At 40.2% G+C, this 26366-nt stretch carries 28 protein-coding genes, 1 tRNA gene and 7 pseudogenes; 13 read left to right on the top strand and 23 right to left on the bottom strand.

Features of this window, described 5'->3' with window-relative positions; all coding sequences use genetic code 11:
- Nucleotides 1–330: 330 nt before the first annotated feature.
- Nucleotides 331–534: a hypothetical protein gene (locus LNM86_RS10490; protein ID WP_241437628.1), complete on the top strand. Its 204-nt coding sequence runs from the start codon at nucleotides 331–333 to the stop codon at nucleotides 532–534.
- Between the two features lie 1031 nt (nucleotides 535–1565).
- On the opposite strand, the gene LNM86_RS10485 is transcribed toward LNM86_RS10490, so the two are convergent.
- Both LNM86_RS10485 and LNM86_RS10480 read right to left on the bottom strand, forming a co-directional pair.
- Nucleotides 1566–2009 carry a phage holin family protein gene (locus LNM86_RS10485; protein WP_241437627.1) on the bottom strand — a complete coding sequence of 148 codons (444 nt, stop codon included), beginning with the start codon at nucleotides 2007–2009 and terminating at the stop codon, nucleotides 1566–1568.
- A gap of 3 nt (nucleotides 2010–2012) precedes the next feature.
- Nucleotides 2013–2306, bottom strand: a complete 294-nt coding sequence (locus tag LNM86_RS10480) for an ElaB/YgaM/YqjD family protein (protein ID WP_241438996.1) — start codon at nucleotides 2304–2306, stop codon at nucleotides 2013–2015.
- A 1057-nt stretch (nucleotides 2307–3363) separates the two neighbouring features.
- Between LNM86_RS10480 and LNM86_RS10475 the strand changes: the two are divergent.
- The 4 genes and pseudogenes from LNM86_RS10475 (at nucleotide 3364) to LNM86_RS10460 (ending at nucleotide 6545) form a co-directional block, all read left to right on the top strand.
- Nucleotides 3364–3784 (top strand): annotated as a pseudogene (locus LNM86_RS10475) (helix-turn-helix domain-containing protein).
- Between the two features lie 395 nt (nucleotides 3785–4179).
- Nucleotides 4180–4548, top strand: coding sequence for a helix-turn-helix domain-containing protein (locus LNM86_RS10470; RefSeq protein WP_241437626.1), 369 nt, complete (start codon nucleotides 4180–4182; stop codon nucleotides 4546–4548).
- A gap of 618 nt (nucleotides 4549–5166) precedes the next feature.
- Nucleotides 5167–6024 (top strand): MotA/TolQ/ExbB proton channel family protein, encoded by an 858-nt coding sequence (locus LNM86_RS10465; RefSeq protein ID WP_241438995.1) that lies wholly within the window; start codon nucleotides 5167–5169, stop codon nucleotides 6022–6024.
- The gene (locus LNM86_RS10460) at nucleotides 6021–6545 is read left to right on the top strand and encodes a biopolymer transporter ExbD (RefSeq protein ID WP_241437625.1); all 525 of its coding nucleotides are present in this window, start codon (nucleotides 6021–6023) and stop codon (nucleotides 6543–6545) included. The genes LNM86_RS10465 and LNM86_RS10460 overlap by 4 nt, the downstream gene beginning before the upstream one ends.
- On the opposite strand, the gene LNM86_RS10455 is transcribed toward LNM86_RS10460, so the two are convergent.
- From LNM86_RS10455 to LNM86_RS10440, 4 genes and pseudogenes are all read right to left on the bottom strand, one after another.
- Nucleotides 6526–6846 (bottom strand): hypothetical protein, encoded by a 321-nt coding sequence (locus LNM86_RS10455; protein WP_241437624.1) that lies wholly within the window; start codon nucleotides 6844–6846, stop codon nucleotides 6526–6528. The two genes, LNM86_RS10460 and LNM86_RS10455, sit on opposite strands and share 20 nt — an antisense overlap.
- 678 nt (nucleotides 6847–7524) lie before the next feature.
- Nucleotides 7525–8005: pseudogene (dut, locus tag LNM86_RS10450) on the bottom strand (dUTP diphosphatase).
- A gap of 78 nt (nucleotides 8006–8083) precedes the next feature.
- The gene (gene dut / locus LNM86_RS10445; protein ID WP_241437623.1) at nucleotides 8084–8641 is read right to left on the bottom strand and encodes a dUTP diphosphatase; all 558 of its coding nucleotides are present in this window, start codon (nucleotides 8639–8641) and stop codon (nucleotides 8084–8086) included.
- A gap of 146 nt (nucleotides 8642–8787) precedes the next feature.
- Nucleotides 8788–9612, bottom strand: a complete 825-nt coding sequence (locus LNM86_RS10440; protein ID WP_241437622.1) for a VIT1/CCC1 transporter family protein — start codon at nucleotides 9610–9612, stop codon at nucleotides 8788–8790.
- A gap of 113 nt (nucleotides 9613–9725) precedes the next feature.
- Between LNM86_RS10440 and LNM86_RS12780 the strand changes: the two genes are divergently transcribed.
- Both LNM86_RS12780 and LNM86_RS10435 read left to right on the top strand, forming a co-directional pair.
- Entirely contained in the window at nucleotides 9726–9848 is a 123-nt protein-coding gene (locus LNM86_RS12780) for a hypothetical protein (RefSeq protein WP_256460912.1), read from the top strand.
- Nucleotides 9849–11343: 1495 nt separating this feature from the next.
- The gene (locus tag LNM86_RS10435) at nucleotides 11344–11529 is read left to right on the top strand and encodes a hypothetical protein (RefSeq protein WP_241437621.1); all 186 of its coding nucleotides are present in this window, start codon (nucleotides 11344–11346) and stop codon (nucleotides 11527–11529) included.
- A 321-nt stretch (nucleotides 11530–11850) separates the two neighbouring features.
- Here LNM86_RS10435 and LNM86_RS10430 read toward each other — a convergent pair whose 3' ends face one another.
- The 3 genes from LNM86_RS10430 to LNM86_RS10420 form a co-directional block, all read right to left on the bottom strand.
- Nucleotides 11851–12381, bottom strand: coding sequence for a type II toxin-antitoxin system PemK/MazF family toxin (locus LNM86_RS10430; RefSeq protein WP_241438994.1), 531 nt, complete (start codon nucleotides 12379–12381; stop codon nucleotides 11851–11853).
- Nucleotides 12382–13280: 899 nt separating this feature from the next.
- Entirely contained in the window at nucleotides 13281–13823 is a 543-nt protein-coding gene (locus LNM86_RS10425) for a disulfide bond formation protein B (protein WP_241437620.1), read from the bottom strand.
- A gap of 12 nt (nucleotides 13824–13835) precedes the next feature.
- Complete coding sequence (locus tag LNM86_RS10420; RefSeq protein ID WP_241437619.1) at nucleotides 13836–14444, bottom strand: YqaA family protein; 609 nt, start codon at nucleotides 14442–14444, stop codon at nucleotides 13836–13838.
- A 259-nt stretch (nucleotides 14445–14703) separates the two neighbouring features.
- Between LNM86_RS10420 and LNM86_RS10415 the strand changes: the two genes are divergently transcribed.
- Nucleotides 14704–14788 (top strand) — tRNA-Leu (locus tag LNM86_RS10415).
- Nucleotides 14789–15772: 984 nt separating this feature from the next.
- Here LNM86_RS10415 and LNM86_RS10410 read toward each other — a convergent pair.
- The 10 genes and pseudogenes from LNM86_RS10410 to bgtA all read right to left on the bottom strand — a co-directional run bounded on the left by LNM86_RS10410 (nucleotide 15773) and on the right by bgtA (nucleotide 20245).
- The gene (locus LNM86_RS10410) at nucleotides 15773–16549 is read right to left on the bottom strand and encodes a hypothetical protein (RefSeq protein WP_241437618.1); all 777 of its coding nucleotides are present in this window, start codon (nucleotides 16547–16549) and stop codon (nucleotides 15773–15775) included.
- An 89-nt stretch (nucleotides 16550–16638) separates the two neighbouring features.
- A complete protein-coding gene (locus LNM86_RS10405; RefSeq protein WP_241437617.1) occupies nucleotides 16639–17541 on the bottom strand; it encodes an outer membrane protein in 903 nt (300 codons plus the stop codon).
- Nucleotides 17542–17784: 243 nt separating this feature from the next.
- Complete coding sequence (locus LNM86_RS10400) at nucleotides 17785–18003, bottom strand: hypothetical protein (protein ID WP_241437616.1); 219 nt, start codon at nucleotides 18001–18003, stop codon at nucleotides 17785–17787.
- Nucleotides 17984–18202 carry a hypothetical protein gene (locus LNM86_RS10395; protein ID WP_241437615.1) on the bottom strand — a complete coding sequence of 73 codons (219 nt, stop codon included), beginning with the start codon at nucleotides 18200–18202 and terminating at the stop codon, nucleotides 17984–17986. Before LNM86_RS10395 ends, LNM86_RS10400 begins: the two co-directional genes overlap by 20 nt.
- The gene (locus LNM86_RS10390) at nucleotides 18135–18362 is read right to left on the bottom strand and encodes a hypothetical protein (RefSeq protein WP_241437614.1); all 228 of its coding nucleotides are present in this window, start codon (nucleotides 18360–18362) and stop codon (nucleotides 18135–18137) included. The genes LNM86_RS10395 and LNM86_RS10390 overlap by 68 nt, the downstream gene beginning before the upstream one ends.
- Nucleotides 18359–18551 (bottom strand): annotated as a pseudogene (locus LNM86_RS10385) (lysozyme); the annotation flags it as partial. The gene LNM86_RS10390 and the pseudogene LNM86_RS10385, both read right to left, overlap by 4 nt.
- A 126-nt stretch (nucleotides 18552–18677) precedes the next feature.
- Nucleotides 18678–18902, bottom strand: coding sequence for a hypothetical protein (locus LNM86_RS10380; protein WP_372712436.1), 225 nt, complete (start codon nucleotides 18900–18902; stop codon nucleotides 18678–18680).
- A gap of 81 nt (nucleotides 18903–18983) precedes the next feature.
- Nucleotides 18984–19127, bottom strand: a pseudogene (locus LNM86_RS10375) (lysozyme); the annotation flags it as partial.
- 155 nt (nucleotides 19128–19282) lie between these two features.
- A pseudogene (locus tag LNM86_RS10370) lies at nucleotides 19283–19429 on the bottom strand (lysozyme); the annotation flags it as partial.
- 153 nt (nucleotides 19430–19582) lie between these two features.
- Nucleotides 19583–20245 (bottom strand): gene transfer agent endolysin BgtA, encoded by a 663-nt coding sequence (gene bgtA, locus LNM86_RS10365; protein WP_241437613.1) that lies wholly within the window; start codon nucleotides 20243–20245, stop codon nucleotides 19583–19585.
- Between the two features lie 184 nt (nucleotides 20246–20429).
- Here bgtA and LNM86_RS10360 point away from each other — a divergent pair, with 184 nt between their 5' ends.
- From LNM86_RS10360 to LNM86_RS10345, 4 genes and pseudogenes are all read left to right on the top strand, one after another.
- Nucleotides 20430–20654, top strand: a complete 225-nt coding sequence (locus tag LNM86_RS10360; protein ID WP_241437612.1) for an antitoxin MazE family protein — start codon at nucleotides 20430–20432, stop codon at nucleotides 20652–20654.
- Nucleotides 20654–20977: a type II toxin-antitoxin system PemK/MazF family toxin gene (locus tag LNM86_RS10355; protein ID WP_443984239.1), complete on the top strand. Its 324-nt coding sequence runs from the start codon at nucleotides 20654–20656 to the stop codon at nucleotides 20975–20977. The genes LNM86_RS10360 and LNM86_RS10355 overlap by 1 nt, the downstream gene beginning before the upstream one ends.
- 133 nt (nucleotides 20978–21110) lie before the next feature.
- A pseudogene (locus LNM86_RS10350) lies at nucleotides 21111–21432 on the top strand (type II toxin-antitoxin system RelE/ParE family toxin).
- Between the two features lie 12 nt (nucleotides 21433–21444).
- Nucleotides 21445–21756 (top strand): helix-turn-helix domain-containing transcriptional regulator, encoded by a 312-nt coding sequence (locus LNM86_RS10345; protein ID WP_241437610.1) that lies wholly within the window; start codon nucleotides 21445–21447, stop codon nucleotides 21754–21756.
- Nucleotides 21757–21824: 68 nt separating this feature from the next.
- On the opposite strand, the pseudogene LNM86_RS10340 reads toward LNM86_RS10345, so the two are convergent.
- A pseudogene (locus tag LNM86_RS10340) lies at nucleotides 21825–22028 on the bottom strand (late control protein); the annotation flags it as partial.
- Between LNM86_RS10340 and LNM86_RS10335 the strand changes: the two are divergent.
- The gene (locus LNM86_RS10335; RefSeq protein ID WP_241437609.1) at nucleotides 22021–22353 is read left to right on the top strand and encodes a hypothetical protein; all 333 of its coding nucleotides are present in this window, start codon (nucleotides 22021–22023) and stop codon (nucleotides 22351–22353) included. The pseudogene LNM86_RS10340 and the gene LNM86_RS10335 overlap by 8 nt on opposite strands.
- 251 nt (nucleotides 22354–22604) lie before the next feature.
- Here the strand turns inward: LNM86_RS10335 and LNM86_RS10330 are convergent, their stop codons facing one another.
- From LNM86_RS10330 to LNM86_RS10320, 3 genes are all read right to left on the bottom strand, one after another.
- Nucleotides 22605–23573: a YopJ/AvrA family T3SS effector serine/threonine acetyltransferase gene (locus tag LNM86_RS10330; RefSeq protein ID WP_308219215.1), complete on the bottom strand. Its 969-nt coding sequence runs from the start codon at nucleotides 23571–23573 to the stop codon at nucleotides 22605–22607.
- Between the two features lie 467 nt (nucleotides 23574–24040).
- Nucleotides 24041–24976 (bottom strand): YopJ/AvrA family T3SS effector serine/threonine acetyltransferase, encoded by a 936-nt coding sequence (locus LNM86_RS10325; RefSeq protein WP_241438992.1) that lies wholly within the window; start codon nucleotides 24974–24976, stop codon nucleotides 24041–24043.
- Between the two features lie 426 nt (nucleotides 24977–25402).
- Nucleotides 25403–26338, bottom strand: coding sequence for a YopJ/AvrA family T3SS effector serine/threonine acetyltransferase (locus LNM86_RS10320; RefSeq protein WP_241437608.1), 936 nt, complete (start codon nucleotides 26336–26338; stop codon nucleotides 25403–25405).
- Between the last annotated feature and the right edge of the window lie 28 nt (nucleotides 26339–26366).

The raw sequence follows: 26366 nt of genomic DNA, 5'->3' as shown, positions 1-26366 counted from the left end.
AATGTTGCGACAGCTCTTGGTATTTAGCGATTCATAAGAGGTATTTTACTCCTTTCTAAACGATTTTTTACTCACACGATAATCCCGCTTATGACGTGCAAATAAATGATTATAATTGATACGAAATGAGAGAATCTTAGGATATTCGGGGCTCTCATTCAATATGCAAAACCAATATGTAAAACGATTAATTATCGTTATAAATTAATATCTTGTATGATGCTGGAAAAACAGTTCTGGTGATTTTTCCTCTATACGTGGGTTATGGGCACGAGATTGAAAGGCAATCAATAAAAGGGCGATGAAGAGTGGGGTTGCAAGAAGGCGCTTGTGGGATGTCTTGTGGGATATCTTGGGGGGGGGGATAAGAGAGATTTTGCCAATGCGTTGCTTGAAGAGAGGTTTTTGCAGCAGGGTTTTCGTATGATGTTTGAGGGCGATGAACGAGAAATGATCAATGCTGTTGTTACAGAGATGATGGAGGTTATGATAGACCATGATGCATTTGCAAAAGTGGAGGTTCATGCCGCATGAGAGGCTTTTGAAAATGGGGGTGTGTAAAAGATTTAATTGTTGAGGGGGCGTTTTACTCTTGAAGGGGATTTAACGGTTGAGGGGGAACCCACGTTGGAGAATCATCATGGAATTTTACAGGATGGTTGAGATTTGTCCTTGCCATTTTAAAGCATTGCTCAATCAATTTTATCATGAGGGTGAGGGATCAAAATATTTTGCTGTTTAGAGTATCGTGATGTGGTTTTTTTTGTTGCTCTATGACAATATATGGATTTGTAATGATAATTTTTTGGCACTTTGAATCAAAAGATCGTAAGTGTTTTTTATTTGAAGCTCTTTTAGATTGAAACAAACAAGAGAGCTTTCATTTTTGCACTTGTCTGGGAATTAACATGCAAATCTAGCCCAGTGGTATGCTTGAGAGATGGATTAAGACGGTTTAAGACAGCACGCATTGTTCCAGATCGTGTGTGCCAAATGAGGCAAGGGTATTGCACTATCTGTTTGCGTCATTTGTGAAACAGAGAGACTGCCGCATTGGCGGACAATATGAGGCTGTTAGGGGAGAAACCCGTTTTCATCTTTTACCAACTCCTTTTCATTTAATTTTATGGCTTAAGTATCCACAGCCATGTCTTTTAAAGAATGAAAATAACAGATTGCTTCGTGTTTTTGTTCGTCATGCTTTTCACGCAGCACCGAATGTTATTGTGTTGCCAATGTAAGGGCTTGGATTAAAGAAATCTCTCTCAATGTTAGAGCCGTTGCAACATGAGGCACTGATGTACAATGGTGATGCCCGCTTGATAAAAAGAAAGACCGGTGATGTTCAATGGTGATTAAGAAACCGATAAGAGGCAATAAGAGGCAATAAGGGGCGAGGGATGATTAAGAGGGGCGATAAGGGGGAAAGAATGAATTCTTTAGGTTGAATGTTGCTCTAATGTTGAAAAATGAGACATAAAAAAGGTCTTTGAAAAATAAAAAGGTGTTTTCTCTCATTTTAGAGAGAAAACACCGGGGGGGTTAGAAGTGCACAATTGCACATCTTACTTTGAAAAGCGGTTTTTTTTATCTTTTTTCCACAGGAAATAAGTTGCAAGTCCAAGAACCGGAACGCTCAATTTGGCAAAAGGCAGATGTTTGCTTAAAAGTGCAAGACTGGAAAGCGTTGCATCTGCCATAAGTTGATGGCGTTGTTCTTCCGATTTCTTTTGTTGTTCGTAGCGTTGATAGGTTTTGAGAATGCGACTCGTGAAAAAACCTAAACCGGCAAGAAAAAGCCAAATGAAAAACAGTGTACTGGCTGCTGCAAGCGGCGTCATAACCCAACATAAGGCAAGAAAAATGATAAGACATAAAAAGAACAGTGACATCAATAATGAAATGCCAACAATTCCGCAGATGATTGCTTGAAGACGCACTTGCTTGACGGTACTTTTAAGCCCTCCGCCGATAAGATGGTTAAAAAGAGGAGCGATAAACTTATGCATTGATCAACGACGCAACAATTGAGAAAGAATAAAACCAATCCCCGCTGCAAACAGAATGCTTTTATTCGGATTTTTGCGAACATATTGATGCATATTTTGTTCAAAATCACCGATTTTCTCTTTTGCTTGAGAGAGAATGTCTTCACCATTTTCTTTCGCGGCATGATACAGTTTTCCCGCTTTGTCTTTGGCTGCATTCAATGTGTTTGCACCAGCATCTGCTAATGATGAGGTGACATTTGAAACATCTTTGCGTAACTTCTCAAATTGTTCCCGTGGTTCTTTTCCCGTTGTCATGTTATCTCCTTTTGTTATGTCATCAATTTTTTGTTTTGCTTGTGAGAGAATATCTTCACTGCTTTCTTTCGCGGCATGATACAGTTCTTTGGCTTTGTCTTTGGCTGCGTTCAATTTGTTTGCACCAGCATCTGCCAATGATGCGGTGACATCTGAAACATCCTTGCGTAACTTCTCAAATTGCCCCCGTGGTTCTTTTTCTGCTGTCATTTTGTGATCCTTTGTTGTTTTGGTGTTTGCCATGATGTTCTTTTCTTCTGTTGATTCAGCATGACGCATCTTTGTGTGTTCATAGTGATCATTTGCTTTGGAGTAAAAATTTTCACTGCTTTTGTAACGTCAAACGATTTTTTTCGTTCCATTGGTTGTTTCATTTAAAAGCGTCGTGCTTAAAATAAATCGTGTGCACATTTTAATTTGAAAATCGGTCTTTTTTATTTTTTTTCCACCTTGATGATAAAAGCAGTTTTGTTCATGAATGGTTTTGTGAAAAATATATTGGTAAAAATCTTTTGCAGGTTGTTCTCTTGCTGTTTATGAAAAAGAAATATTTATGATATTTTCTTGCTGCCAATGTTACTTGGCTTGTTCGTAAGAGCAGTTTATGTGTTGAAATTTTTTGCGCAAGGGATGGTAAAGCCCCAAAGCCTCGATATATAAACTTACCCCGCTTTGCAGTTCTCTTAGGATTCCGGGAGATTTTGTTCTGTCCAGGTGCTTATCAAGCACTAAAAGCAAAAGGCTGGTTTGAGTCAGTGTTTTTAGACTCCCGGAATACCAATGCGAGGGCGCTCGCACTAGGTTTGGAAAATGAAATACAAGGCAAAGACCTTTTTCGCGACATTTCTATCGGCAAAAAAATTCGCTTCAGAAGAAAAATGTTAAAAATATCTCAATACACAACGACTAATATAGCCCTTAAAGCCTCGATAGATAAAAATGAACCCGCTTTGCAGCTCTCTCAAAATTCCGGGAGATTTTGTTCTGTCCAGGTGCTTTCAAGCACTAAAAGCAAAATGCTGACTAGGGTTCAGTACTTGTTACTCCCGGAATACCAATGCGAGGGCGCTCGCACTAGGTTTGGAAAATGAAATGCAAGGCAAAAACCTTCTCAACGACATTTTTATCGGCAAATTTATTGGCAAAAAATTTATCGGCCAAAAAAATTCGTTTTAAGCGAAAAATGTTGAAAATGTCTCAGAAAAATGAGGAAACCGCTTATGGTTAAGTGCGCAACAAATTCAAAAATATGAAACGGGTCTCAACCGTGTAAGCGCTGGGCGTTTGAAGGAAATTGCTGAAAAACTGGATGTGTCTCTTACCTTTTTTATGCTGAGATCTTAACGAAGAAACAGCCGCCATACCATCATGATGAGATCATCTCGAGCAAAGAGGAATATCTGCTTTTAAAAAGCTTTAGAGTGCTGAACTCTGTAAAACAGAAAGCCATTTTACAGCTCCTCTCTGATCAGAAATAAAATCTTGGACAAACAAGATCAATGCACAAAAGTGCTCCTGCTTTTCTCACCATCTTCTCTTTGATAAGCAACGCAGTGCCTCTCATGTAAGAAGTCGCTCTCATTACAAAACGATACATTACAGAAACTTTTTCATTTCTATTGCAATCCCCTCAAATTCCTTTATTATTTAACCGTGTGATTTTGGTCGTCTACGCAACGACCAATAGGGATCTAAAAACCCTAAAATCCGAGCATAAAAATAAGCCCATTACCATGGGTGTTCCCGGGATTCCGGGAGATTTTGCTATGTCCAGGTGCTGTCAAGCACTAAAAGCAAAATGCTGACTCGGATTCAGTGTTTTAGACTCCCGGAATACCAATGCGAGGGCGCTCGCACCCGGTGGGGGAATAAAATGCAAGACAAAGACCTTTTTCACGACACTTTTATCGGCAAAAAAATTCGCTTTAAGCGAAAAATGTTGAAAATGTCTCAGAAAGAATTGGGAAACCTCTTAGGGTTAAGCGCGCAACAAATTCAAAAATATGAAACGGGACTCAATCGTGTAAGTGCTGGGCGCTTAAAGGAAATTTCTGAAAAACTGGATGTTCCTCTTGCCTTTTTTTATGCGGATCTCTTAACAAAGCAACAGCCCCCATATCATCATGATGAGATCATCTCGAGCAAAGAGGAATATCTGCTTTTAAAAAGCTTTAGAGTGCTGAATTCTATAAAACAGAAAGCAATTTTACAGCTCCTCTCTGATCAAAAGGAAAATTTTTAACGTTATAACGTTATAATCCATCACATTGAAGACATTTCCCTATTCTCTAAAAGAGCATCAAAAGCAATGTTGTTCACGGAAAACATGAGGCATTTTAGTGCAGTTTTAAATTGCTCCTTTCTTTAAAGAGCTTTATTGCTTCAAAAGCGTTTTAGGCACCTACGCAACAACCAAGAGGGCTGTATTGTTGAGATAAATTCAAGTTTAAGTTTTATGAAAAAATTTCTTTTGTTCATGAATAGTTGAGTAAAAATACATTGGTAAAAATCTCTTGAAGGCTGTTCTCTTGCCGTTTATGAAAAAGAAAGACCCATTCTATTTTCGTGCTGCCAATGTTTTTTCGTTGGTTATAAAAGCAGTTTGCGTGTTTAAGTCTTTGGCGCAAGCAACTTATTGTTGAGATAATTCTCTTTTAATGTTTAAGGAGAAAAATTTCTTTCATATTCCTCTTGAAAGAGTTGTTTCCTGAAATAAAACTATACTTGATTTATCAAGTTTTATTTTTTAGATTGCGTACACAGTGATATTAAAAGGGACGTGGCATTTTGGAAGGGTAGTGCTGCGGGGGTTGATGGCACGGCTGTAAAACCAAGTGCAATCCATAATGGTGTGAGAGAAATGGAAACTGAAACAGTCCCCTTAGAGAGCGCATCTGCTCTGCTTGCTGCGCATGACCTTTCCCCTTTTGCTATGTTTATGGCAGCTGATTTTGTTGTCAAGTCCGTTATCGTTCTTTTGTTGTTGGCTTCTCTTGCCTCTTGGACAATTGCTTTTGTCAAAATTGTTGAGATCTCTTTGGCAAAACGAAGAGTGCGTCGGGAACTTCAGTTGGCTCTCAATGCACAGACCCTCACGCGTTTGGCTGCCAGCTTAAAGGAAAGCAAAGGAGCCGGTGTGGTCTTTCTCAAAGAGGCTCTTAAAGAAGTGTATCTTTCTACACAACAAGTTCGTTTTATGGGAAATGAAGGGGCTGGCTCTGGTGAAAGAGTGCATGCAAAACAAGAGGCACCCATTGCCAATGAAGCCCCCTTCTTCTATGAGGAAATAGATCGCTATAGTGAGGATGTGCACGATATGAATGAGGGTATAAAGGAAAGAGTTCATTCGCTTTTGTCACGCTGCTTGTTAGCTGCAACAAGGCGTGTTGCCTGTGGCAGTGCCGTTCTGGCAACTATTGGGGCTATTGCTCCCTTTGTAGGGCTTTTTGCAACCGTTTGGGGAATCATGAATTCTTTTATCGGCATTGCTCAGTCGCAAACAACGCGGCTTGATGTTGTGGCTCCTGGAATCGCTGAAGCCTTATTAGCAACGGCTATCGGGCTTTTTGTGGCTATTCCGGCCGTTATTATGTATAATAGCCTTATGCGTGCCTTGAGTGGTTATCGTAATGATTTGGGCGATATTGCTGCGGCAATTGAAAGGCTTTTGAGTCGTGAACTTGATAGACATCGTCAACAGAAAAGTCAGAAAAAATGAAAGCGGGTTTTAATGATAATTGGGAAACCGGTGACAGTGGGTTGCACAACGAAATTAATGTAACCCCTTTTATTGATGTTGTGCTGGTGCTGCTGATTGTTTTTATGGTTGCGGCACCTTTGGCAACCTCTGTTATTCCCGTTCAACTCCCCTCTCTAACGCAAGCACCTTCAGTGGTGCAACCTGAGGAGCCTCTCTATGTCACTTTGCAAAAAGACCGGTCTCTTTATGTTGGTGATGATCTGATCCCCCAAACAGCCTTTACAGATGCTTTATTGAAGGCAACAAAGCAAAATCGAGAGACAAAGATTTTGATTAAAGCCGATAGCGGAATTGATTATGGAGCTGTTGTCGATTTGCTTAATCAAATACGCATGGCTGGATATACTAAAGTTGGTCTTATGGGATTGCAAAAGTCTTCCAATGTTGCGGCAAAGGAGCCAACAAAAGAAGAGACAAGTGACGGCAGCGCAAATACTCCCAACGCAGATGGGTTAAATGTTACAGGTATGCGAGAGTAGTTGTTACAAGCGATATGTTAAGCATTGAACAGTTCTGTGATGGAAATTGTTCCCCCTCTAGCGCAAACAGATTATCGGTAAGAGAGGGGGCGGTCAGAGAGAAGAGAACGGTTTGTTTCTTCTGAAGCCTGTTGAAAACCGGTTGCTCCTCTGTTTGTGGAACCTTGGCTTTCTCTATCGCTCTCAGTATTTCCTTCTTTAGATGTTTTAAAGGTATAATATCATTTTGCACGGCTTTAAACGCATCAAAATTGCCCTGAACAGCCGGTGCAATGACCGTTGGTGCAATGCGGCATACCACGCTGGATAGAGAAGTCTTCTTGTCCCAAATTGATGAGAGAAAAGTTTCCCTCGCTTTTGGTTAAGCACTGTCAATTATTCTAGGTGTATTTAAGAATAGGGTGCTATGCTTTAAGGTTTAAAAAGAGCGTGAGCGTCTTAGCGCTGCAAAACTGGGCTGGAGAGTAGAATGAGCGTGGAAAAGGAGCTCCGTTAAGGGACTGTTGCTTGGGTACAAGCCTGTCTCACCATACTCTTTGCCAGCCTCCAAATGTGCGATAACCCTTGGTATTTAGACGATGGATTCATAACAGGCATCTGTACTCCTTTCTTTAGAGTTTTTTACCTACACGCCAACCTCTCTTGTGACGTGCAAGCAAGTGATTTTAATTGCTTGAACATAACAGGATTTGAGATGAAAGAATTTTACAATATCTGAGGGTCTCATTCAATAGGCAAAATGATAAATTATCATTATAAATCAATATGTTGTTTGTACAAACAATCACCGTTTCTTCTTCACCAAGTGTTGCTCGCAGATTGCGCCCCGTAGAATGTGTCGTGAATCGTGTGGAATTTCTCAATCTTGGCTATGTTCAAGACGTTGGACCGGTAAGCGGATTCGTGGTGATGAAGGAGGAACCATCTTCGAGGAAGAGGGACTCTTTGGGGTATTCAGGTGCATGGAAGGCAATGTTGTTTAAATTTGCCCCGTTGAACCAAAACCACCTGCTCCTCTGCTTATAGGAACTTGGCTTTCTGCATTGTTATGGGCATTGCCTTCTTCAGATGACTCTCTTTCAGAAACATTGACCTGAATAACCGGTGCGATAACCGTTGGTGCAAATGCGCATACCACGCTGGATGGAGAAGTCTTCTTGTCCCAAATTAATGAGGAGAACTTTTACCTCGCTTTCGGCTAATCACTATCAATTGTTCTAGGTGTGTTTAAGCATGTGATGCCATGCTTTACGGTTCAACCAGAGCGTGGGCGTATTTGCGCTGCAAAACCGGACTTGATGAGTGAAAGATGAGACCTGTTGGAATAAGCGCCCGTTTCCCCGATAAGCCTCACCGTTTCTTTTTCACCTGCTGTTCGTAGAGCTCGCAAAGCTCGCCGTGGCATAATGTGGAATTTCTCAACCTTGGCTATGTTCAAGGCGTTGGACCGGTAAGCGGATTTATGGTGATGAAGGAGGAACCATCTTTGAGAAAGAAGGACTCTTTGAAGCGTTTTGGTGTGTGGAAGGCAATGTTGTTTAAATTTGCCCTGTTGAACCAAAACCACCTGCTCCTCTGCTTGTAAGAGCTTGGCTTTCTGCGTTGCTATGGGCATTGCCTTCTTCAGATGGCTCCATTTCAGAAACATTGACCTGAATAACCGGTGCGATGATCGTTTGTGCAATGCGCATACCACGCTGGATGGAGAAGTCTTCTTGTCCCAAATTGATGAGGAGAACTTTTACCTCACCACGGTAATCACTATCAATTGTTCCAGGTGTGTTTAAGCATGTGATGCCATGCTTTAGGGCTAAACCAGAGCGTGGGCGTATTTGCGCTTCAAAACCGGGCTGGAGATGAAAGATGAGACCTGTTGGAATCAGTGCCCGTTGCCCCGGTGCAAGAACCACCGTTTCTTCTTCACCAAGTGCTGCTCGCAGATCGAGCCCTGCAGAACCAGCTGTGGCATAGTGCGGAAGTTCTAAACCTTGGCTATGTTCAAGGCGTTGGATCGATAAGCTGATTTGTGGTGATGAAGGAAGAACCATCTTCGAGGAAGAGGGACTCGTTTGGTTGTTCAGGTGCGTGGAAGGCATGGCCAAAGCATCTCCAGAATATAAAAAACAAACACAATTCTAACAAAAGTTTCCTTGTGAAACAAGCAGCGAAAAACTGAGAGATGGAGAAATGGTTTTCGCTGCTTGTTGTCCATGGTAAACGTTTATTTTCCATGGTGCCCGTTTTAAATACTGCCAATGAAGATACCCGTCGCAAAAACAAGGGCTCCACCAATGATAACCTGTAAGGATGCACGCCAAAAAGGTGTCGACATAAATCTGTTTTGAATCCACACAATCGCCCAGAGTTCGAAAAAAACAACGATAAAGGCAATAACGGTCGCAATGTAAAAAGAGTGGATTAAATAAGGAAGCGTGTGACCTAATCCCCCAAGTGTTGTCATAATGCCGTTCGCAAGACCTCTTTTAAGAGGGGAACCGCGACCCGATAATTTGCCATCATCATGGACAGCCTCTGTGAAACCCATCGATAGACCTGCACCAATGGAGGCAGAAAGCCCTATGAGAAAAGTTTGATGCGTATCTCCCGTGGCAAAAGCAGCAGCAAAAATAGGGGCAAGAGTAGAAACGGAGCCATCCATTAAACCGGCAAGACCAGGCTGAATCCACGTTAAAAGGATTTGTCTATGCGTTTTTGATGCCTTCTTTGTCTCTTTTTTCGTGCCTTTATCGGTAATGGTTGCTCTTTGAGGCGCTGCTTGCCGGTATTTGTTGGTTATAAGCGCAGGATGTTCACACAGCGGACCTACTGCTCTTGCTCGATTGCTACAAGAAAGACAAAGAAGCTGCTTATAGTTTTCAAGTTCATGCATGCCCATTGCTGTAAAAATCGCTGCTTGTTCAGAGGAATAAGGCTTGAGTGCTTTGGCATATTTTAAATAGAGGGCTGCACGTTTTTCTTTTGCTTTAAGCGTGCGAATCACCATCCTTTGTGCCGAACGAAAGAACAGAGCTTTACGTTGTACAAATGAAAAAAACGATTTCAACATTTTCTGTTCCTTTGCACTTTAGAATAATTCTAAAAATATAGGATGAAAAAAATGAAAGTCAATCTAAAATTTTAAAACTGCGGAAGGTTCGTGTTGAGATAAGAAAAAGGTTGGTGCGTAAAGAGAAAGAAAAAACAGCTCAAAAAAGAGAAAACAAAAGAAGAGAAAATAAGCTGGTAAGAACAATGCTTAAAGAAAAAATGGTAGCAAAATGCAAGACGTTTGGCGAAAAATGATTCGAGTAAATGATTTGAGAAAGCTATGCCAAGGACGTCTATAAGGGGATAACGTGTTTAAGACTTCCTAGAGGGATGACTGAAGCATTTTATGGGGAGAAGAGGGATGTGGAGACAGTATGGAATGTGGAGATGTGGTGCTGTAATATATTGATTTATAAAGGTAAAAATAATTTTTTACTTGCATTATACCCCTGAATATTGTAAAATTATCTCATCTCATCTCATCTCATCTCATCTCATCTCATCTCATCTCATCTCATCTCATCTCATCTCATCTCATCTCATCTCATCTCATCTCATCTCATCTCATCTAATCTCATCTCATCTCATCTCATCTCATCTCATCTCATCTCATCTCATCTCATCTCATCTCATCTCATCTCATCTCATCTCATCTCATCTCATCTCATCTCATCTCATCTCATCTCATCTCATCTCATCTCATCTCATCTCATCTCATCTCATCTCATATCATCTCATCTCATCTCATCTCATCTCATCTCATCTCATCTCATCTCATCTCATCTCATCTCATCTCATCTCATCTCATCTCATCTCATCTCATCTCATCTCATCTCATCTCATCTCATCTCATCTCATCTCATCTCATCTCATCTCATCTCATCTTACGTACTTGCACGTCACAAGTAGAGCGCGTGAGGAAAAAACTCTAAAGAAAGGAATAAAAATGTCTCTTATGAAGAGTCTCAATACCAAGGGTTGGCGCAATATTGGGGGTGGGTAAAGAGTAATGATGATGTCGGCTTGTATCTTCATAAGCGTAAGGATGGTGGTGCTCAATAGTTTTTACGCTATACCATTTACGGGCGGCGTTGTGAAATGGGCTTGGAGGCTTTAAGAAATATCTCTTAAAAAAAGCCCGTGAATTGGCAATTGGGTGGCGTTTTGTGCTTCGAGCAAACTGTCATCACCTATCATGTTGCTATAACACCGACAAAGCCTCATTTTAAAAGCGAAGCATTTCATAAAGGAAAATATTTTCAACCAACAGCATCAACTCAACAAAAAAACAAAACTTTCTGTCACTTTTTTCAAAACAATTTTTCCAAAAACATTTCTAAAAACTTTTTCCAAGAAACCTTTGTCATCGAGAGACCGGAACAGAGGAGAAGGGCAACTTAACACCATCTTCAAACGAATTTCTTGTCAAAACAACGCACTTGCTCTCTTAAACAACAACAATATCCGCCTATAAAATGCTTGCGTATAAAGCTATCTATAGCAAAGATGATTTCGGGCGCTCTCTTTCTCCATGAGAGATGTACTTTCTTTTTCTGCTTTTTTCTGTCAAGATATTGATTTATAACGATAATTAATCATTCTGCATGTTGAATTAGCCCCTCGAATATTGTAAGATTCTCTCATCTCAAATCCTCTCATTTTGTATCACTCATAATCATTTATTTGCATGTCATAAGCGAGGCTGGTGTGTGGGTAGAAAACTCTAAAGAAAGGAGGAAAAAGACAGCCTATGAATTGTCTTGTGAATCGTCTTGGGGCAAGATTTGTCGCAACATTAGGGTGGGTAAAGAGTATGATGGGGGGGAAAGAGTATGATGGTGCTGGGTTGGTCAAAGGAGGTGTGAAGAATAAAGGATTCTATCAAAAGAACACGTCGACAAAGCATATTATAAAAAGATGTTTTATGAAGCTTTAAGAGAGTGTTTTTGGTTGAACTTGATGAGAAGAATAAGCGAAAAATATTGCCGTAAAAACATCGATACTGCTCCACGCACGCAATTTCTAGATGCTTTGAAACAGGAAAAAAAAGAGGAGATTGCACATGTATATTGCAAGTATCGCAAACACAGCCTTGTAACTCCTTCTAACTGGCTCTCTCAGTAAGATTGAAAAAGGCATCTTAAATGACGAAAGGAGTGGTTACCCACTCCTCCGTTCCTATCTCTCCTTGCGGAGAAGCGGCCACCATTACTGATGCCGTATATGCTATTTTATATACACTTGTTCTTCGTAAAAGTCAATGATGTAAACGCGGTAAATGTTTGAGCATCAGAGCGACAATTTTATGAAATTCTTCACTGGATAATCTTGGAACGCTACGTGAACAACTTAAACGGCTGACGGAAACTGTTGTGACATAATTGCAGATAATCCACGCTTTTTTATTCTCTATGGGAGATTGTAGCGGATAGGCAGCCGGATTATTGGGTTGTGATTTCGTGGAAAAAGGTAAAACTGTTACATTGCCATATAACTTTGCATTCTTAGAAAGCACTAAAACAGGTCGTTTTTTCCAAAATTCAGGAAGGATCGAATCATGAGGAAAGTCACACCAAAAAACTTGCCTAATGCGGGGTGCCGATTTGATTCGAGGTTTTATATGGGGGGGTTTTTGGTAAGGAGCATTTAAGTCTCCTCCTCTTCCTTTTATATGTTCGCGCCATGCATTATGATCATGTTCCATCATAACACAGGGCTCTTCAAGTCGACTTATATCTAAGGAAAGAGGTGATAGGGTAGGGGGTGCTGTGTTCTTATCCTCAGCCATGGCAAACCATTCATGTTTATCGGTCCCCTCACTCACTTATTTTACAGCTTTTCTGTTGCCGGTTTGTATCAAAATGTTTTTTATAAGTACAGAGAGCGTAACCAATAAAATGGATGTATCTGTTTATTTTTCTTTTTCGCTCGAGGTTAGGGGAAAGAGCTGGTGTTATAGGACGGATGCTGAGGTATGAGGTCGTGGCGAGCTGGAAAAAGGGGGATGGTAAGCACGCATGTGTACGGTTTTTTGTTTTTTTGGTGATGAGAGTTTTTTATCATTTGGAAAGCAGACCTTTTGAAGCAATGTAAAGGTTTGCAAGCATGGAGATGGGTTTAGTAATAATGCATTGATTTATAAAGATAAATAATGACTTTCAACGCGTGTTATAGCATCAAATGTATCATAGCCTTCAATATTGTAAGACTCTCTCATCTTATTTTGAATCGAGAAAAATCGCTTATTTGCACGTCACAAACGGGGGTGGCATATGGGTAAAAATCCTAAAGAAAGAAGTAAAATGCTTTTCATGAATCGTCTAAATACCAAGAGGTGTTGTAACATTGGAGGCTTATAAAGAATAGAATGGTGCCGGTTTGTAATAATATTTCAACCGGCAAAGCAGAGAAAAAGTATCGGTGCTTTATTTTTCTTGTTTATCGATCTCTTCACTTAACTTTACAGCTTTTCTATTGTCTATTTTTATCAAAATGTTTTTTATAAGTGCAGAGTGCCAAACAATAAAATGGATGTATCGGCTTAGTTTTTCTTTTTGCTCGAGGCTAGAGGAAGAATGTTAGTGTTATAGGACGGATGCTGAGGTATGGGGTCGTGGTGTGTTCAAAAGAGGGGTGAAAAAATATCCATGCACGTGGTTTTTTGTTCTTTTATGATTAGGCTTTTTATCACTTGGAAAGCAGCCCTTTTGAAGAAATGTAAAGGCTTGCAAGCATGTAGATGAGGCTTGCAACAACATTCCAACCGGCAAAGGAGAGAAAAAGAAAGCGTATCGGTGCTTCAGAACAAGAAGGGGGATGGATATTGTTCAATTGATTGAAAAGCTGGTTAACATCTGTGGTTTTCTTTATTACATTTATACTGCAGCTGGCTGGTGCTGGCCAAAAGCCATATTCAACACCCGTATGATATACCGCTAGAACAAGGCTGATCGTCATGAGGATAAAAACGCATAAAAATAACAGCTGTATCCAAGAAGATATGCGAAAAAACCAGGCTCCAAAACCTGCTAAAAGCAAAAACGGCAGAGCACTATAATAGGGAAGACGTTCAATCAGGCATAAATCACAAGGCAGGTACCCGCCAATATGTTCAAAACAAAGGGCTAAACCTATCGTAGCAGAGAGGCAAAAGGCGAGAAAAAAAGCCCATAAACTGAGTTCTCTTTTGCTTGGTTCAAGATAAAAGTGCTTGTGCAAAATATGTGCCATTGAGCATGCCTCTTAAGATAAAAGGTGCTTGTTTACAAAAACTATGAAAGCTCCATAAACAAAAAGTAGGGTAACACAACAGATCAGGATAATCCATTTGAAATGGCGCAGAAAAAAATCCATTGCTCGTTGTCCAAAGCGTTGAATGAGCCAAGCAATAAGATAAAAACGTGCTCCTCTAGCAAAGATACAGGTGATAACAAAAATTTCAAGATGCACACCTATAACACCTGCCAAAATCGTCACGATCTTAATAGGAGGAAGATGAAAAAAACCTGAAGTGATCAGTAAAATAATGAGAAATTGCAATGTTGCATCGCTTTTTAGTGCTTGAAAATTTTCAACTTGTCCGTAGAACTCTAAAATCGGTTTGGCGAGTGTATCATAGGCAAAATGCCCAATAAACCAACCAGCGATTCCCCCTAAAACAGAACAGATCGTTGCAATAAGGGCATAGTAGTAAGCCCGTTTGGGTTGGACAAGGGTCATTGGAATATACAAGACATCTATCGGTATGGGAAAAACAGAACTTTCAATAAAAGCAATGAACCCAAGCCAGTGTGGTGCTGTACGCCGATTTGCTAAAGAAATCGTCCAAAGCTTTAATCTGTTCAATATCATGAGACCTCTCATAGCTCCTAGAGGTAAAGACTTTACAAATAATTCTCCAAAAACGAAATGGAGCGAATAGATAAAAATGTACAGTACAAAATAATACGAATTCTTTAAAAAACATAAGTATAGTGTTGACGAATCTATCCTTCTTCATGTAGTGCAGAAAGATAATGGGCCAGTCTGTCCTTTAGGAAAGATGTTTTTATAACATATTTTTTATCATGGTCGTTCTTTACGAATAATGTAATGTGTGGAACGACAATGTGCGGGTGTGGTGGAACTGGTAGACGCGCCAGACTCAAAATCTGGTTCCGAGAGGAGTGTCGGTTCGAGTCCGACCACCCGCACCATCCCATCTATCCTTCTCTTCTCCATACGGTTTCTGTGCGTTCTCTCTTCACTTTCACTCACTTTCCTTTGAACACTTTCACTATTTCACTCGCTGACCTTGAAGCGTAAATAGGGTTCTTCAGAGCAGTGATGTAAGATCTCTTTCGTCTAACAAGCTCTCTTTGTGTGATTGTAGTTTCTTTTGCATCAAAAAGGCAGGCAATTATCCATTTGAAGAAGATGTTTTGTCTATTGGCAGGGGATGTTTAAGATCTCGCATCCAGTTTGTCTCTCGCGTGAAGCATAAGGGGCAACAGCTGAAACCTCTCTGTTGCAAAAAGAGGCATCAAATGACAGATTGATGTTTCATTCGCTTATCTTGAAGCGTAAATAGGGTTCTTCAGAGCAGTGATGTAAGATCTCTTTCGTCTATAAAAGCCTCTTTTGTGTGATTGCAGTTTCTTTTGCATCAAAGGCAGGCAATTATCCATTTGAAGAAGATGTTTTGTCTATTGGCAGAGGATGTTCAAGATCTCGCATCCAGTTTGTCTCTCGCGTGAAGCATAAGGGGCAACAGCTGAAACCTCTCTGTTACTAAAAAGATGCATCGAATGACAGATTGATGGTCATGCTGGTTATTAGAAAATTTTATCCTTAAAAGGGAGGATAACAATAAAAATCATAAAATAGAATCATCTATGGCTTTGTGTAAGATTGCTCCATTTCTTGTTCTCCTCTTGTTCGGTGAAGCGGGGATAGATGCGCAATTATACCAAGATTTCTTTTTGAAACCGGAAAAATAGAGAAAACGTTGTAGCCTCCTTATTTTTTTATAATTTTGCCTCACGCTTATAAGAGCGAAAATAAAAACAATATTTATACATTTTGCAATTTATGAAATTGTTGTTATGCATCTATTTGAAAACTTTTCTCGCGAAATGCTATAGGAAAATGAATTTTTAAAAAGTGATAATAGACACCTTTTTAACGGGTACTCTCTTTTTTTACTGTGCATTACTGTGTTGCATCTCAGTAAGAGCTTGACAAAATTTTAAAATAGCTACTTTTTTCAATCGAGCAATCGAGCAATCGAGCAATCGAGCAATCGAGCAATCGAGCAATCGAGCAATCGAGCAATCGAGCAATCGAGCAATCGAGCAATCGAGCAATCGAGCAATCGAGCAATCGAGCAATCGAGCAATCGAGCAATCGAGCAATCGAGCAATCGAGCACTCGAGCAATCGAGCAATCGAGCAATCGAGCAATCGAGCAATCGAGCAATCGAGCAATCGAGCAATCGAGCAATCGAGCAATCGAGCAATCGAGCAATCGAGCAATCGAGCAATCGAGCAATCGAGCAATCGAGCAATCGAGCAATCGAGCAATCGAGCAATCGAGCAATCGAGCAATCGAGCAATCGAGCAATCGAGCAATCGAGCAATCGAGCAATCGAGCAATCGAGCAATCGAGCAATCGAGCAATCGAGCAATCGAGCAATCGAGCAATCGAGCAATCGAGCAATCGAGCAATCGAGCAATCGAGCAATCGAGCAATCGAGCAATCGAGCAATCGAGCAATCGAGCAATCGAGCAATCGAGCAATCGAGCAATCGAGCAATCGAGCAATCGAGCAATCGAGCAATCGAGCAATCGAGCAATCGAGCAATCGAGCAATCGAGCAATCGAGCAATCGAGCAATCGAGCAATCGAGCAATCGAGCAATCGAGCAATCGAGCAATCGAGCAATCGAGTGTCTAGGCGATATGCTGGACTCTTTGCCAATATTTAAGAACAATATTTTGCAATCAATAAATAAAAAACCCCGTCAAAGACAGGGTTTTTGTGGAGTTCTCTCTTCTTTAATTTTGCAATTAATTAAATTTATAACCGATACCAATACGGAAATTATTGGTTTTGGAACTTATTTCAAGCTTATCATCGGCGAATTTTGTTTTACCAAAATCCGAATAACGATATTCTGCACGCATGATAATATTATTTGTCATTGCAAGATCAATACCACCACCTAATGTGTAGCCAATCATGGTTTTGCTTTCATCCAATACATCGCCAGAAGCAAACACAAAAGTAGGATCTTCTTGCGATTTTGACAAAATGGACATGATATATTGCATCTGTCCATAGGCTATACCACCAGCAACATACGGCATCACGCAACCTGAAGCAAAACCAATGCGGACACGCGTTGCACCAGTCCACTTTTCTTTTAAAGTTACACTGCTCTCAACAATATCACCAATATTGGGGATTGTTTCATCAGGAGCCCCAGGTCTTTTAATAGGAAGTTCTGCTTCTTTAAAAACTGCGTTGATTGAAGCTAGCGCATCGTCATCTAAAATCCTTTTCTCTTTACCCTTTTCGGTGTCTTTTTTACCAGACCAGACCATATCTGTATCAACACCTAAAATGAAGTTATTGCCCAAATCAAGATTAGAACCCGCATAAAGACCAGCGACGAATCCTGATAGTTTAGGTGATAAAGATTTGTCAACCCAAGCCCATTTACCCGTTTTTGCATCTTCAGCGTAATTTAAAGTATTACGACTGGAAAAACCACCAATTTGTCCTCCAAGATAAGAACCGCTCCAAGAAAAAGGTGAAGCAACTACAACCGGTGAAACAGTTTGTTTTGCTCCTTGGAGAACTGAAACAGTTGGTTTGTGCTCTTGATGAATGATGCTATCTGCCGCTTGCACCGTTGAAGTTGCAAGTAAACTCAAAATCGACGCTGTTACTAAATATTTTTTATTCATGAAAATCCCTCTATTTCAAACACGAAACGTATTATACATGTTTCAATTAAAAAATCTATAGTTAATATTAATTACTAAAATAAAATAATAAAGAAGCTTATTTATGGCATATTTAAGCACAAAATGACGTATAATAGAATGGAGATAAAAGCATTCAACTCTTCAAAAATGGTTTTCTCACTTCAGGCTTTTTGCGTTTCAAATATTTTCGGTATCATAGATATGCTTTTGGGGGATCAGTGTTTAGTGCTTTGAAAACCATTGTTTTAAATGGGCAAAAACATTGTCTATCGCATCCATAAGCCGAGCAAAATCAAGGATCAGCAAAAAGAGAAAGAATGCTATCCACTTCATAAAACGAGACATCATTTTTACATTTTGATAAGTGATGATCATTTCTTGAAGCATTTCTTTTTCTGCTTCTGTAAGCTCGGTGGTTTTTTTAGTATTTTTTCTGGTCATGTTTCCACCCACATAAATATTCACCCTGTTTATTGTGCTTTAAGATCTCTCTTGCTAAGTTTGAACTGATGGCGTTCAAATCTTGGCGCTCCAAATATATCGGCAACCAACCCACACAAGAAGAAGCAACTTTATTTGTCGCGCAACCAGTGAGAGAGATCAGCACGTACATCAGCATCACTTTTTTGATTAATTTCATTTTCTACCTCAAGCCGTGTTGTTGCTGTCTTTAAAGTTTTCTCTGTTTGCTTTTGTTGTTCAGTCTTTTTGCCAAGAACAAAAGCTTTTTCTAAAGCTATAAAAAAAGCGGCTAAAGCCGCACCTGTTAGCATCAGATTTTTTTTCATCCATAAAATCATAATTTGTGCTCCTGAAAGCGTTTGGTAACAAAGAAAAGGCCCGCACAGGCGGCTAAAATCATAATGGTTGCTAATGCCCATTGGATAGGACCATTGCCTGCCAATAAAGCCAGCCAACAAACCGCCAAGCCCTGAGAAAGAACCAATGATTGGGGCAAGGGTTTCCGCTTTGAAAATTCCCGTTGGCTGTTTTTTATCGATAAGGCTATAATTGGTGTTCCTGCTTTTTGCCAAGAACAAAAGCTTTTGCTAAAATCATAAAAAAAGCAGCTAAAGCTGCACCTGTTAGCATCAGATTTTTTTTCATCCATAAAATCATAATTTGTGCTCCTGAAAGCGTTTGGTAACAAAGAAAAGGCCCGCACAGGCGGTTGAAACCATGATGGTTGCCAATGCCCATTGGGTGGGACCATGGTTTGTCAACAAACCGCCAAGCTCTGAGAAAGAACCAATGATTGGGGCAAGCGCTTCCGCTTTGAAAATTCCCGTTGGCTGTTTTTTATCGATAAGGCTATAATTGGTGTTCCTGCTTTTTGCCAAGAATAAAAGCTTTTGCTAAAGCTATAAAAAAAGCGGCTAAAGCCGCAGCTGTTAGCATCAGATTTTTTTTCATCCATAAAATCATAATTTGTGCTCCTGAAAGCGTTTGGTAACAAAGAAAAGGCCCGCACAGGCGGCTAAAATCATAATGGTTGCCAATGCCCATTGGATAGGACCATTGCCTGCTAACAAGCCGCCAAGCCCTGAGAAAGAACCAATGATTTGGCAAGCGCTTCTGCTTTGCCCCGTTTGCTGCTTTTTATCGATAAGGCTATAATTGGTGCTCCTGCTTTTTGCCAAGAACAAAAGCTTTTTCTAAAGCTATAAAAAAAGCGGCTAAAGCCGCACCTGTTAGCATCAGATTTCTTCATCCATAAGATCTATAATTTGTGCTCCTGAAAGCGTTTGGTAACAAAGAAAAGGCCCGCACAGGCGGCTAAAATCATAATGGTTGCCAATGCCCATTGGATAGGACCATTGCCTGCTAACAAGCCGCCAAGTCTTGAGAAAGAACCAATGATTGGGCAAGGGCTTATGCTTTGCCCCGTTGGCTGTTTCTTTATCGATACGGTTATCGTTGGTGCTCCTGCTTTTTGCCAAGAACAAAAGCTTTTTCTAAAGCTATAAAAAAAGCGGCTAAAGCCGCACCTGTTAGCATCAGATTTCTTCATCCATAAGATCTATAATTTGTGCTCCTGAAAGCGTTTGGTAACAAAGAAAAGGCCCGCACAGGCGGCTAAAATCATAATGGTTGCTAATGCCCATTGGATAGGACCATTGCCCGCTAACAAGCCGCCAAGACCAGAGAAAGAACCAATGATTGGGGCAAGGGCTTCCGCTTTGAAAATCCCCGTTGGTTGTTTGGTTTCTACTGGTTGATAATTGGAGGAAACATAAGCCCCTTTTGCCCATAAGCCTGCTTCTGCTGTACGCCGGTGGACGAGACCTTGAAGGCGCTTTCCACCCGCTTTGGTCCATTTTTGTAATTCAGAGGGCACTGCTTCATATTCACCTTGATTGAGTTTTTTTAACAGTGTCGAATTGCAAAAGGCTGCTGTTCCTACATTATAACAAAAGGATACGAGTGCTGCGAATTGTTCGTCTGTTAAGGAAACTTGAACAGCGCGTTCAACAGCATTCTCAAATTGTTGCAAATCATGGCAAAGAACATTTTCGGCTTGTTCTTCAGTGATTGTCATGCCCTTATGAACAAAGGGTTTTCCAGCAGAATTTGTATGCCCATAACCAATGGTCCACACCCCAATGGCATCTTTATAGGCGTTAAGACGCAAGCCTTCCCATTGTTTAATCAGTGCTAATCCTTCTTGTGATATTTTTCTCATAGGTTTCTCCATAAAAAAAGCTCTGCACAAAGCAGAGCTGGATTAAAAAATAGACATTTCCCCCAGTCTAAAGGATGAGATTTTACGGTGTAACGGGGGCATTTCCGCGAAGATTATTAAATTTTTGTTTCATGTAACTTTTTTTTGTGTTATACGTTACATGAAACATAGTGGAGGTTTTCTTATGGCTACAATGCACGTTAATGAACGCGTTCAAAAACATCGCAACGCACAAAGGAAAGCAGGATTGCGCTTGATGCAAATTTGGGTACCAGATACACGTCAACCAAACTTTGCAGAAGAGTGCCGTCGTCAGTGTCGCTTGGTAGCAAAAATGGATAAAACAGATACATCTATGCAATTATTTATGGATCAATCTGTAGTGGATGTTGATGGCTGGACAGAATGATGCGTGGATCTCTCGTAACAATAGCGATGCAGGGTGATTTTGGTAAACCAAGACCTGCATTAATAATTCAAGCCAATCAATTCAGCGAACATACAAGCGTAACAGTTTTACCAATTACAAGTACACTTATTGCAGCACCATTACTTCGCATTACTATTCAACCAGATGCCAAAAACGGTTTACAAAAGCTTTCACAAGTGATGATTGATAAGATCATGACGGTAGGATGCGAAAAGGTTATTCTAGCTTTCGGTTCTATGCATGCAGATAAAATGGTAGAAATTGAACGCTGTTTGGCTGTGTTTTTAGGAATAGTAAAATGAAAGTGAATCTCTTTTCTCTTCGAAAAGACGGCTATTAAAAACTTATGTAGCTTTTTCACTGGAACAAAAGAATATTTTTCTCAACTTTTCATTTTCCTCTTGATAAACATTCGTTTATAAACGAATATATATGATGTTTGAGATACGTCACTCCCTTACCTCTGATGGCAAAAACTTGATAACTGATTGGCTGTGAAAGCTCCGTGATGTACAGGCTAAACTGCTATTATTCGCCGTCTTAATCGCTTAGAGCAAGGAAACTTTGGCGATTTTAGCCGCTTCGTGATGGTGTTCATGAACTGCGTATTAATATTGGTCCTGGTTATCGAGTTTATTATGCCCAATCTGGAAAGACTGTATTATTGCTATTATGCGGTGGTAGCAAAAAAACACAAGAGATTGATATCACTCGCGCATGTGCTTGTTGGCGTGATTGGCAAAACCGTGAAGATTAAAGGAGTGCAAAAATGAAAGACTGTAACCATGATGATGCAATGGCGGAAATTTTCTATGATGACCCTAAGATAGCAGCAGCTACCCTTGATGCAATCCTAGCAGATGGTGATCAAGGTGAATTGCTTGTAACACTTCGCCAAATGGCTAAAGCTTATGGTGGTGTTCAAGCTGTAGCTAAAGCAGCCAACTTGAATCCTACACAACTTTACCGTACACTTTCAGAAAAAGGCAATCCAGAGTTTCGCAGCTTGAATGCTTTACTGCGTACCATGGGATTTCGCTTAGCTGTACAGCCTCTTGAACGACCAGTTCCACACGTTTAATCTGTTGTATTGAGTGTATTAGTTGTCTTCTTAAACAACAGTGTTTTATAGCAAAACATGGTCGCTTATTATATATCCTCCTCATCCATATGGATGACGCCTTCACCTTCATCATATACATTTTGTGAAGCGTTTGGATCAAGAGTGTCATCCTTCTCTGGCGTTGTGTTTGCAGCATTTCCAGCGGCGTCTTCTTGTCCTTCATCAAAAAGTTCGCACTCTATTTTTGTGGTGTAACCACCCGTTTTATCAAGCTTGTGCTCGTTGCTTTGTGTTGTTTGTGGTGGGGTGGTGGTTGATGATGGCAGGATTGATAGATGGGGTGGTGGGGTTGGTAGGTGTTGGTGCTCGTTGCTTTGTGTTGCTGGTGGTGGGGTGGTGATTGATGATGGCGGGATTGATAGATGGGGTAGTGGGGTTGGTAGGTGTTGGTGCTCGCTGCTTTGTGTTGCTGGTGGTGGGGTGGTGGTTGATGATGGCAGGATTGATAGATGGGGTGGTGGGGTTGGTAGGTGCTCGTTGCTTTGTGCTGGGGGTTGTGGGGTGGTAGCTGGATTGATGTTGGTAGCGTTGGTGGAGAGACAGGTGCTCTGGTAAAAGGAAAAAATATTCCTCTAAAAAGAAGCTTGGAACGGTTGATGCGATTTAAAAGATGCTCTCTTTAAGAGAGCAGAGGCTTTTGCTTTAATATGTACATAAGTTTAGATGCTGTGCAGTCTACAAATCAAAAGCAAATCAAGTGCCCGATATGCACGGATTTAATCCATAAACACCAATGAAGGGCTGCTTTCTTCTGCGCAGATGTGCAAAAATGTTAAAAACACCATTAAAAAATGTTAAAAACACCATTATAAGTGAAGGGCAGATTTATATTCAGAAATCCTTTTGCTATGTGCTGAAATAGAGAGTGTTTTGTTCTCTGGGCTCGTTAAGTTCTTTTCAAACCTTTCGTAAAGCGTTTCGCCTTTTTTGTTTACTTTTTCATTTTCAGTCCCCGGATTTGATTTTATGTATTGTTCGAGGCGTCTTCTCCCTTGCGTGTGTTTATAAAAGCTGACGGGAAGATACGTATCTAATTTCTCAGAAGGAAGGGGTGTATTGGGTTCACATAAGACGCCGTTAATATTGTCTTGGTGTATTCTTGCCAATTTGTGCGCTTCGATATGAAGCTTTTTAGCAAGAGCTAAGCTAAATATTCCACACTCAGAGGAACTTCGTTGAATATCCATTTCTGCAATAGAAAAATGACATTCGGGCAATTCACGGTGAAGGGCTTGTCTTGTTCTCAATGCTAACAGAGTCGCGCTGGTATTATTCATAAATGTGGTCGATTCAAACAATATCACGGACGTTTTGTTTTCAATGGTGCGATGATCAATGACCGCAAAATGGTTGCCTCTTTCCTGCGTGTTGATGATATATCTTGAAGATTGAATGCCGTTCGCAAGAGCTTCTTTTAATGAGAGGGTAAAGTCGTGTGCTGTTAAGGTAAATTTAAGATGCAAATCGGGATATTTACGATTTGCCTGTTTGACGAGGGCCAGCATCATTGTAAAATCTGTATCTTCATAATCGGCAAGAAGCCAATAACCACTGGAGAGGTCCTTTTCTAAACTGGTAATAAGATCTTGCAATTTTGTAGGGCTCAATGGGAGACTGCTGATTGGCGGGAGAGCTGCTGATTGGCTACTCGTCATTTCTAAATGTGCAAGAGAGCTTGCGAATGATTCATTGCTGACAGCTTCTTCTTGTCTTTGTGATGTACTATCGACGTCAATGTTTTTTGCGTCTTGGTTTTTTGCATCTTGCGGTTTCATAATATCAATCTCCATGCTAACAACTTGTGTGGAGTGTTATGGGCTATTGGGGCAGAAACATGTTGTGGTCTTGATTTTCTTCTCAAGGTGAGAGAAAAAATGAAGACGGTTTTATTGAGAAGATTAAAGAAAAATGAAGGGGTTTTAAGAGACCTTTCTGGTTATCCCTTGCATCTGCAAAATTTTAAAATTTGTCAAAAACTTGCGTGCCGTTATGCCTTGCGCCTTCTCTTGTCAAACGAGGCTTTTTCTTATCGTTATGCTGTCTTTGTTTTTGATTATGACACTGGGGAATTTCATAAACAAACGTGCCTCTTTTACTGGTGTTTATAAACTGAAAAAGCAGGAAAATGTGCGCCTCATGCACCAATCTAACGCATAAACTGAAATATTGCGCTTCATTTCCCTCCACATATGCGCAAAAATATGTAATACTCCATCATGAGAGATGTAGATTGAGAGGCTCTTTACACCATCATGAGAGATTTATATTCAGAGATTCTCTTCCTATGAGGTGAAACTGAGACCATTTTGTCGTCCTCTGTTGTTACGAGGTTTTTGTCAAATCTTTCACGAAGTGTTTCACCTTTTTTATTCACTTTTTCATTCTCAGTTTCTGGATTGGATTTTATATATTCCCTCAGACGCCTTGTGCCTTGTGTGTGTTTGTAAAAACCAGCGGGAAGATACTGATCTAATTTCTCAGAAGGGAGAGGTGTATTGGGTTCACACAACACACCGTTAACATTGTCTTGGTGCATTCTTATCAATTTGTCAGCGTTCGTATGAAGCTTTTTAGCAAGAGCTAAACAAAATATTCCACATTCAGAGGAACTGCGTTGAATATCCATTTCTGTTACAGAAAAATAACAATTTGGCAGGTGAGCATCGTTAACAGCCGTTTGCGTTCTTAAGACTAACCTCGCCGCTTTAATATTCTCACATGTTGTCGGTTCAAGTAATATCAGAGATGTCTTGTTATCGATAGTTTTATGATCAATCGTTGCAAAATGGATTCTGCTCATTCCTGTATTTACGAGATATCTGGAAGATTGAATTCCCTTGTCTATTGCATCTTTTATGGAACTAGCAAATTCTTCAGGACTCATCGCAAGTTTAAGATTTAATCCTTCATGTTTACGATTTGCTTGAGCTACAAGATCTGGCATCAGTTTAAGATCTATATCTGCGCAATATTTATTCAACCAACTCCCATCGGTGAGATCTTTTTCTAAGTCTTTAATAATCTCTTTTAATTTTTCATTGGTGATTTTAGGTTCTTCTGTTGGAGATTCGGTCATTGCTAAACGGGCAAGAAGACTTTCTAAAGATTCTTGGGTGATATCATCTTCCTGCGTTTGTGATAAACTCTGGGCGCTGCTTTTTGAATCTTGTGGTTTCATCATTGAGTCTCCATGGTAATAATCAACATGGAATGCTATATTCTTATTGGGGCTTTATCATGTTGTGCTATCCATTATCCGCTTATTATGAGAGCTAAAAATAAAGGCTTTTTTAAAATAAGGTTTTGTCAAGCAAAGGGGATATGAGAGTCTAAAAATCAATAGTCATTGGCATCTCTAAAAGGAGAGAGGAGCATTGGTGTCATTCTACACGTGAATTTCCCTCTTGTGCCGGTGTCTATAAAACCAAACTTTGTCCATAAAACCAAATCCTTTGTCGGTGTTTTATAAACCGAAAAAGCAGGAAAATGTGCGCCTCATGAACAGACGTTATTGTTTTATCAGAAGATCATGCTCCATTGCCCTCTACAGAGGTAAAAAATATGCAACACTCTCTCATTGAGAGATGTATTCAGAGACCCTATACTATAGCATGAGAGATTTATATTCAGAGACTCTTTTTCTCTGTATTGAAACAGAAACAGTTTTTTCCTCTGTTGTTACGAGGTTTTTATCAAATCTTTCACGAAGCGTTTCCCCTTTTTTATTCACTTTTTCATTCTCAGTTTCTGGATTGGATCTTATATATTCCCTCAGACGCCTTGTGCCTTGCGTGTGTTTGTAAAAACCAGCAGGAAGATACTGATCACTTTTCTCGGGAGGGAGTGTTGTATTGGGTTCACATAAGACGCCGTTAATATTGTCTTGGTGCATTCTTGTCAATTTGTCAGCGTTCGTATGAAGCTTTTTAGCAAGAGCTAAACAAAATATTCCACATTCAGAGCTACTGCGTTGAATGTCCATGACACACTTGGAAAAATGACATTCTGGTAATTCACGTTGTATGATAATGTGTAGTCTTATTGATAGCAAGAATGCTGATTCACTATCAAGTGTGGCTGGTTCCAACATTATCAAAGATGTTTTATCCGCAATGGTTCTTTGATCGAGGAGCACAGAATGGATGCCTCTGTCCGTCATGTTCACGATATAGCGAGCAGAGAGAACTCCGTTATCCCTTGCTTCTTTTATTGAAGAGATAAGCTCTTGAGATGTTGTGATAAGTTTGAGATTTAATCCTTCATGTTTACGATTTGCTTGCTCTATCAGAGCTGGTAGCAGCCTAAAATCTGTGTTGGCATAATGGTAATTGCCTTTGATCGCACTCCCATTGGCAATATCGCGTTCAAGCTCTGTGATAATGTCTTGTAATTGTTGTTGACTGAAGAAAATCTCTTTTTCTGTTTTAAGGCTGCTTTTCTCTAAATCTGGAGAGAGATTTTCTAAAGAGCTACTGGCACGTGCACCTTCCTGTGTTGGTGATAAACTCTGGGTATTGCTTTTAGAATCTTGTGGTTTCATGATATAAACCTCCATGGTAATAATCAAC

This window comes from Bartonella machadoae (assembly GCF_022559585.1).
GTDB classification, from domain to species: Bacteria; Pseudomonadota; Alphaproteobacteria; order Rhizobiales; family Rhizobiaceae; genus Bartonella; species Bartonella machadoae.
Note: the sequence above shows the minus strand (reverse complement) of the source record. Positions and strands in the feature narration are given on the sequence as shown.

Excerpts from the sequence above, each read along its gene's own strand:
- bgtA (WP_241437613.1), bottom strand. The coding sequence starts at position 20,245 with ATGAGAAAAATATCACAAGAAGGATTAGCACTGATTAAACAATGGGAA.
- LNM86_RS10345 (WP_241437610.1), top strand. The coding sequence starts at position 21,445 with ATGAAAGACTGTAACCATGATGATGCAATGGCGGAAATTTTCTATGAT.
- LNM86_RS10460 (WP_241437625.1), top strand. The coding sequence starts at position 6,021 with ATGAAAGCGGGTTTTAATGATAATTGGGAAACCGGTGACAGTGGGTTG.
- LNM86_RS10400 (WP_241437616.1), bottom strand. The coding sequence starts at position 18,003 with ATGACCAGAAAAAATACTAAAAAAACCACCGAGCTTACAGAAGCAGAA.
- LNM86_RS10470 (WP_241437626.1), top strand. The coding sequence starts at position 4,180 with ATGCAAGACAAAGACCTTTTTCACGACACTTTTATCGGCAAAAAAATT.
- LNM86_RS10330 (WP_308219215.1), bottom strand. The coding sequence starts at position 23,573 with ATGAAACCGCAAGATGCAAAAAACCAAGACGCAAAAAACATTGACGTC.
- LNM86_RS10435 (WP_241437621.1), top strand. The coding sequence starts at position 11,344 with ATGAATTGTCTTGTGAATCGTCTTGGGGCAAGATTTGTCGCAACATTA.
- LNM86_RS10360 (WP_241437612.1), top strand. The coding sequence starts at position 20,430 with ATGGCTACAATGCACGTTAATGAACGCGTTCAAAAACATCGCAACGCA.
- LNM86_RS10480 (WP_241438996.1), bottom strand. The coding sequence starts at position 2,306 with ATGACAACGGGAAAAGAACCACGGGAACAATTTGAGAAGTTACGCAAA.
- LNM86_RS10420 (WP_241437619.1), bottom strand. The coding sequence starts at position 14,444 with ATGATATTGAACAGATTAAAGCTTTGGACGATTTCTTTAGCAAATCGG.
- LNM86_RS10485 (WP_241437627.1), bottom strand. The coding sequence starts at position 2,009 with ATGCATAAGTTTATCGCTCCTCTTTTTAACCATCTTATCGGCGGAGGG.
- LNM86_RS10430 (WP_241438994.1), bottom strand. The coding sequence starts at position 12,381 with ATGGCTGAGGATAAGAACACAGCACCCCCTACCCTATCACCTCTTTCC.
- LNM86_RS10405 (WP_241437617.1), bottom strand. The coding sequence starts at position 17,541 with ATGAATAAAAAATATTTAGTAACAGCGTCGATTTTGAGTTTACTTGCA.
- LNM86_RS10390 (WP_241437614.1), bottom strand. The coding sequence starts at position 18,362 with ATGATTTTATGGATGAAAAAAAATCTGATGCTAACAGGTGCGGCTTTA.
- LNM86_RS10325 (WP_241438992.1), bottom strand. The coding sequence starts at position 24,976 with ATGAAACCACAAGATTCAAAAAGCAGCGCCCAGAGTTTATCACAAACG.
- dut (WP_241437623.1), bottom strand. The coding sequence starts at position 8,641 with ATGCCTTCCACGCACCTGAACAACCAAACGAGTCCCTCTTCCTCGAAG.
- LNM86_RS10465 (WP_241438995.1), top strand. The coding sequence starts at position 5,167 with ATGGAAACTGAAACAGTCCCCTTAGAGAGCGCATCTGCTCTGCTTGCT.
- LNM86_RS10320 (WP_241437608.1), bottom strand. The coding sequence starts at position 26,338 with ATGAAACCACAAGATTCTAAAAGCAATACCCAGAGTTTATCACCAACA.
- LNM86_RS10395 (WP_241437615.1), bottom strand. The coding sequence starts at position 18,202 with ATGAAATTAATCAAAAAAGTGATGCTGATGTACGTGCTGATCTCTCTC.
- LNM86_RS10355 (WP_443984239.1), top strand. The coding sequence starts at position 20,654 with ATGCGTGGATCTCTCGTAACAATAGCGATGCAGGGTGATTTTGGTAAA.
- LNM86_RS10425 (WP_241437620.1), bottom strand. The coding sequence starts at position 13,823 with ATGGCACATATTTTGCACAAGCACTTTTATCTTGAACCAAGCAAAAGA.
- LNM86_RS10440 (WP_241437622.1), bottom strand. The coding sequence starts at position 9,612 with ATGTTGAAATCGTTTTTTTCATTTGTACAACGTAAAGCTCTGTTCTTT.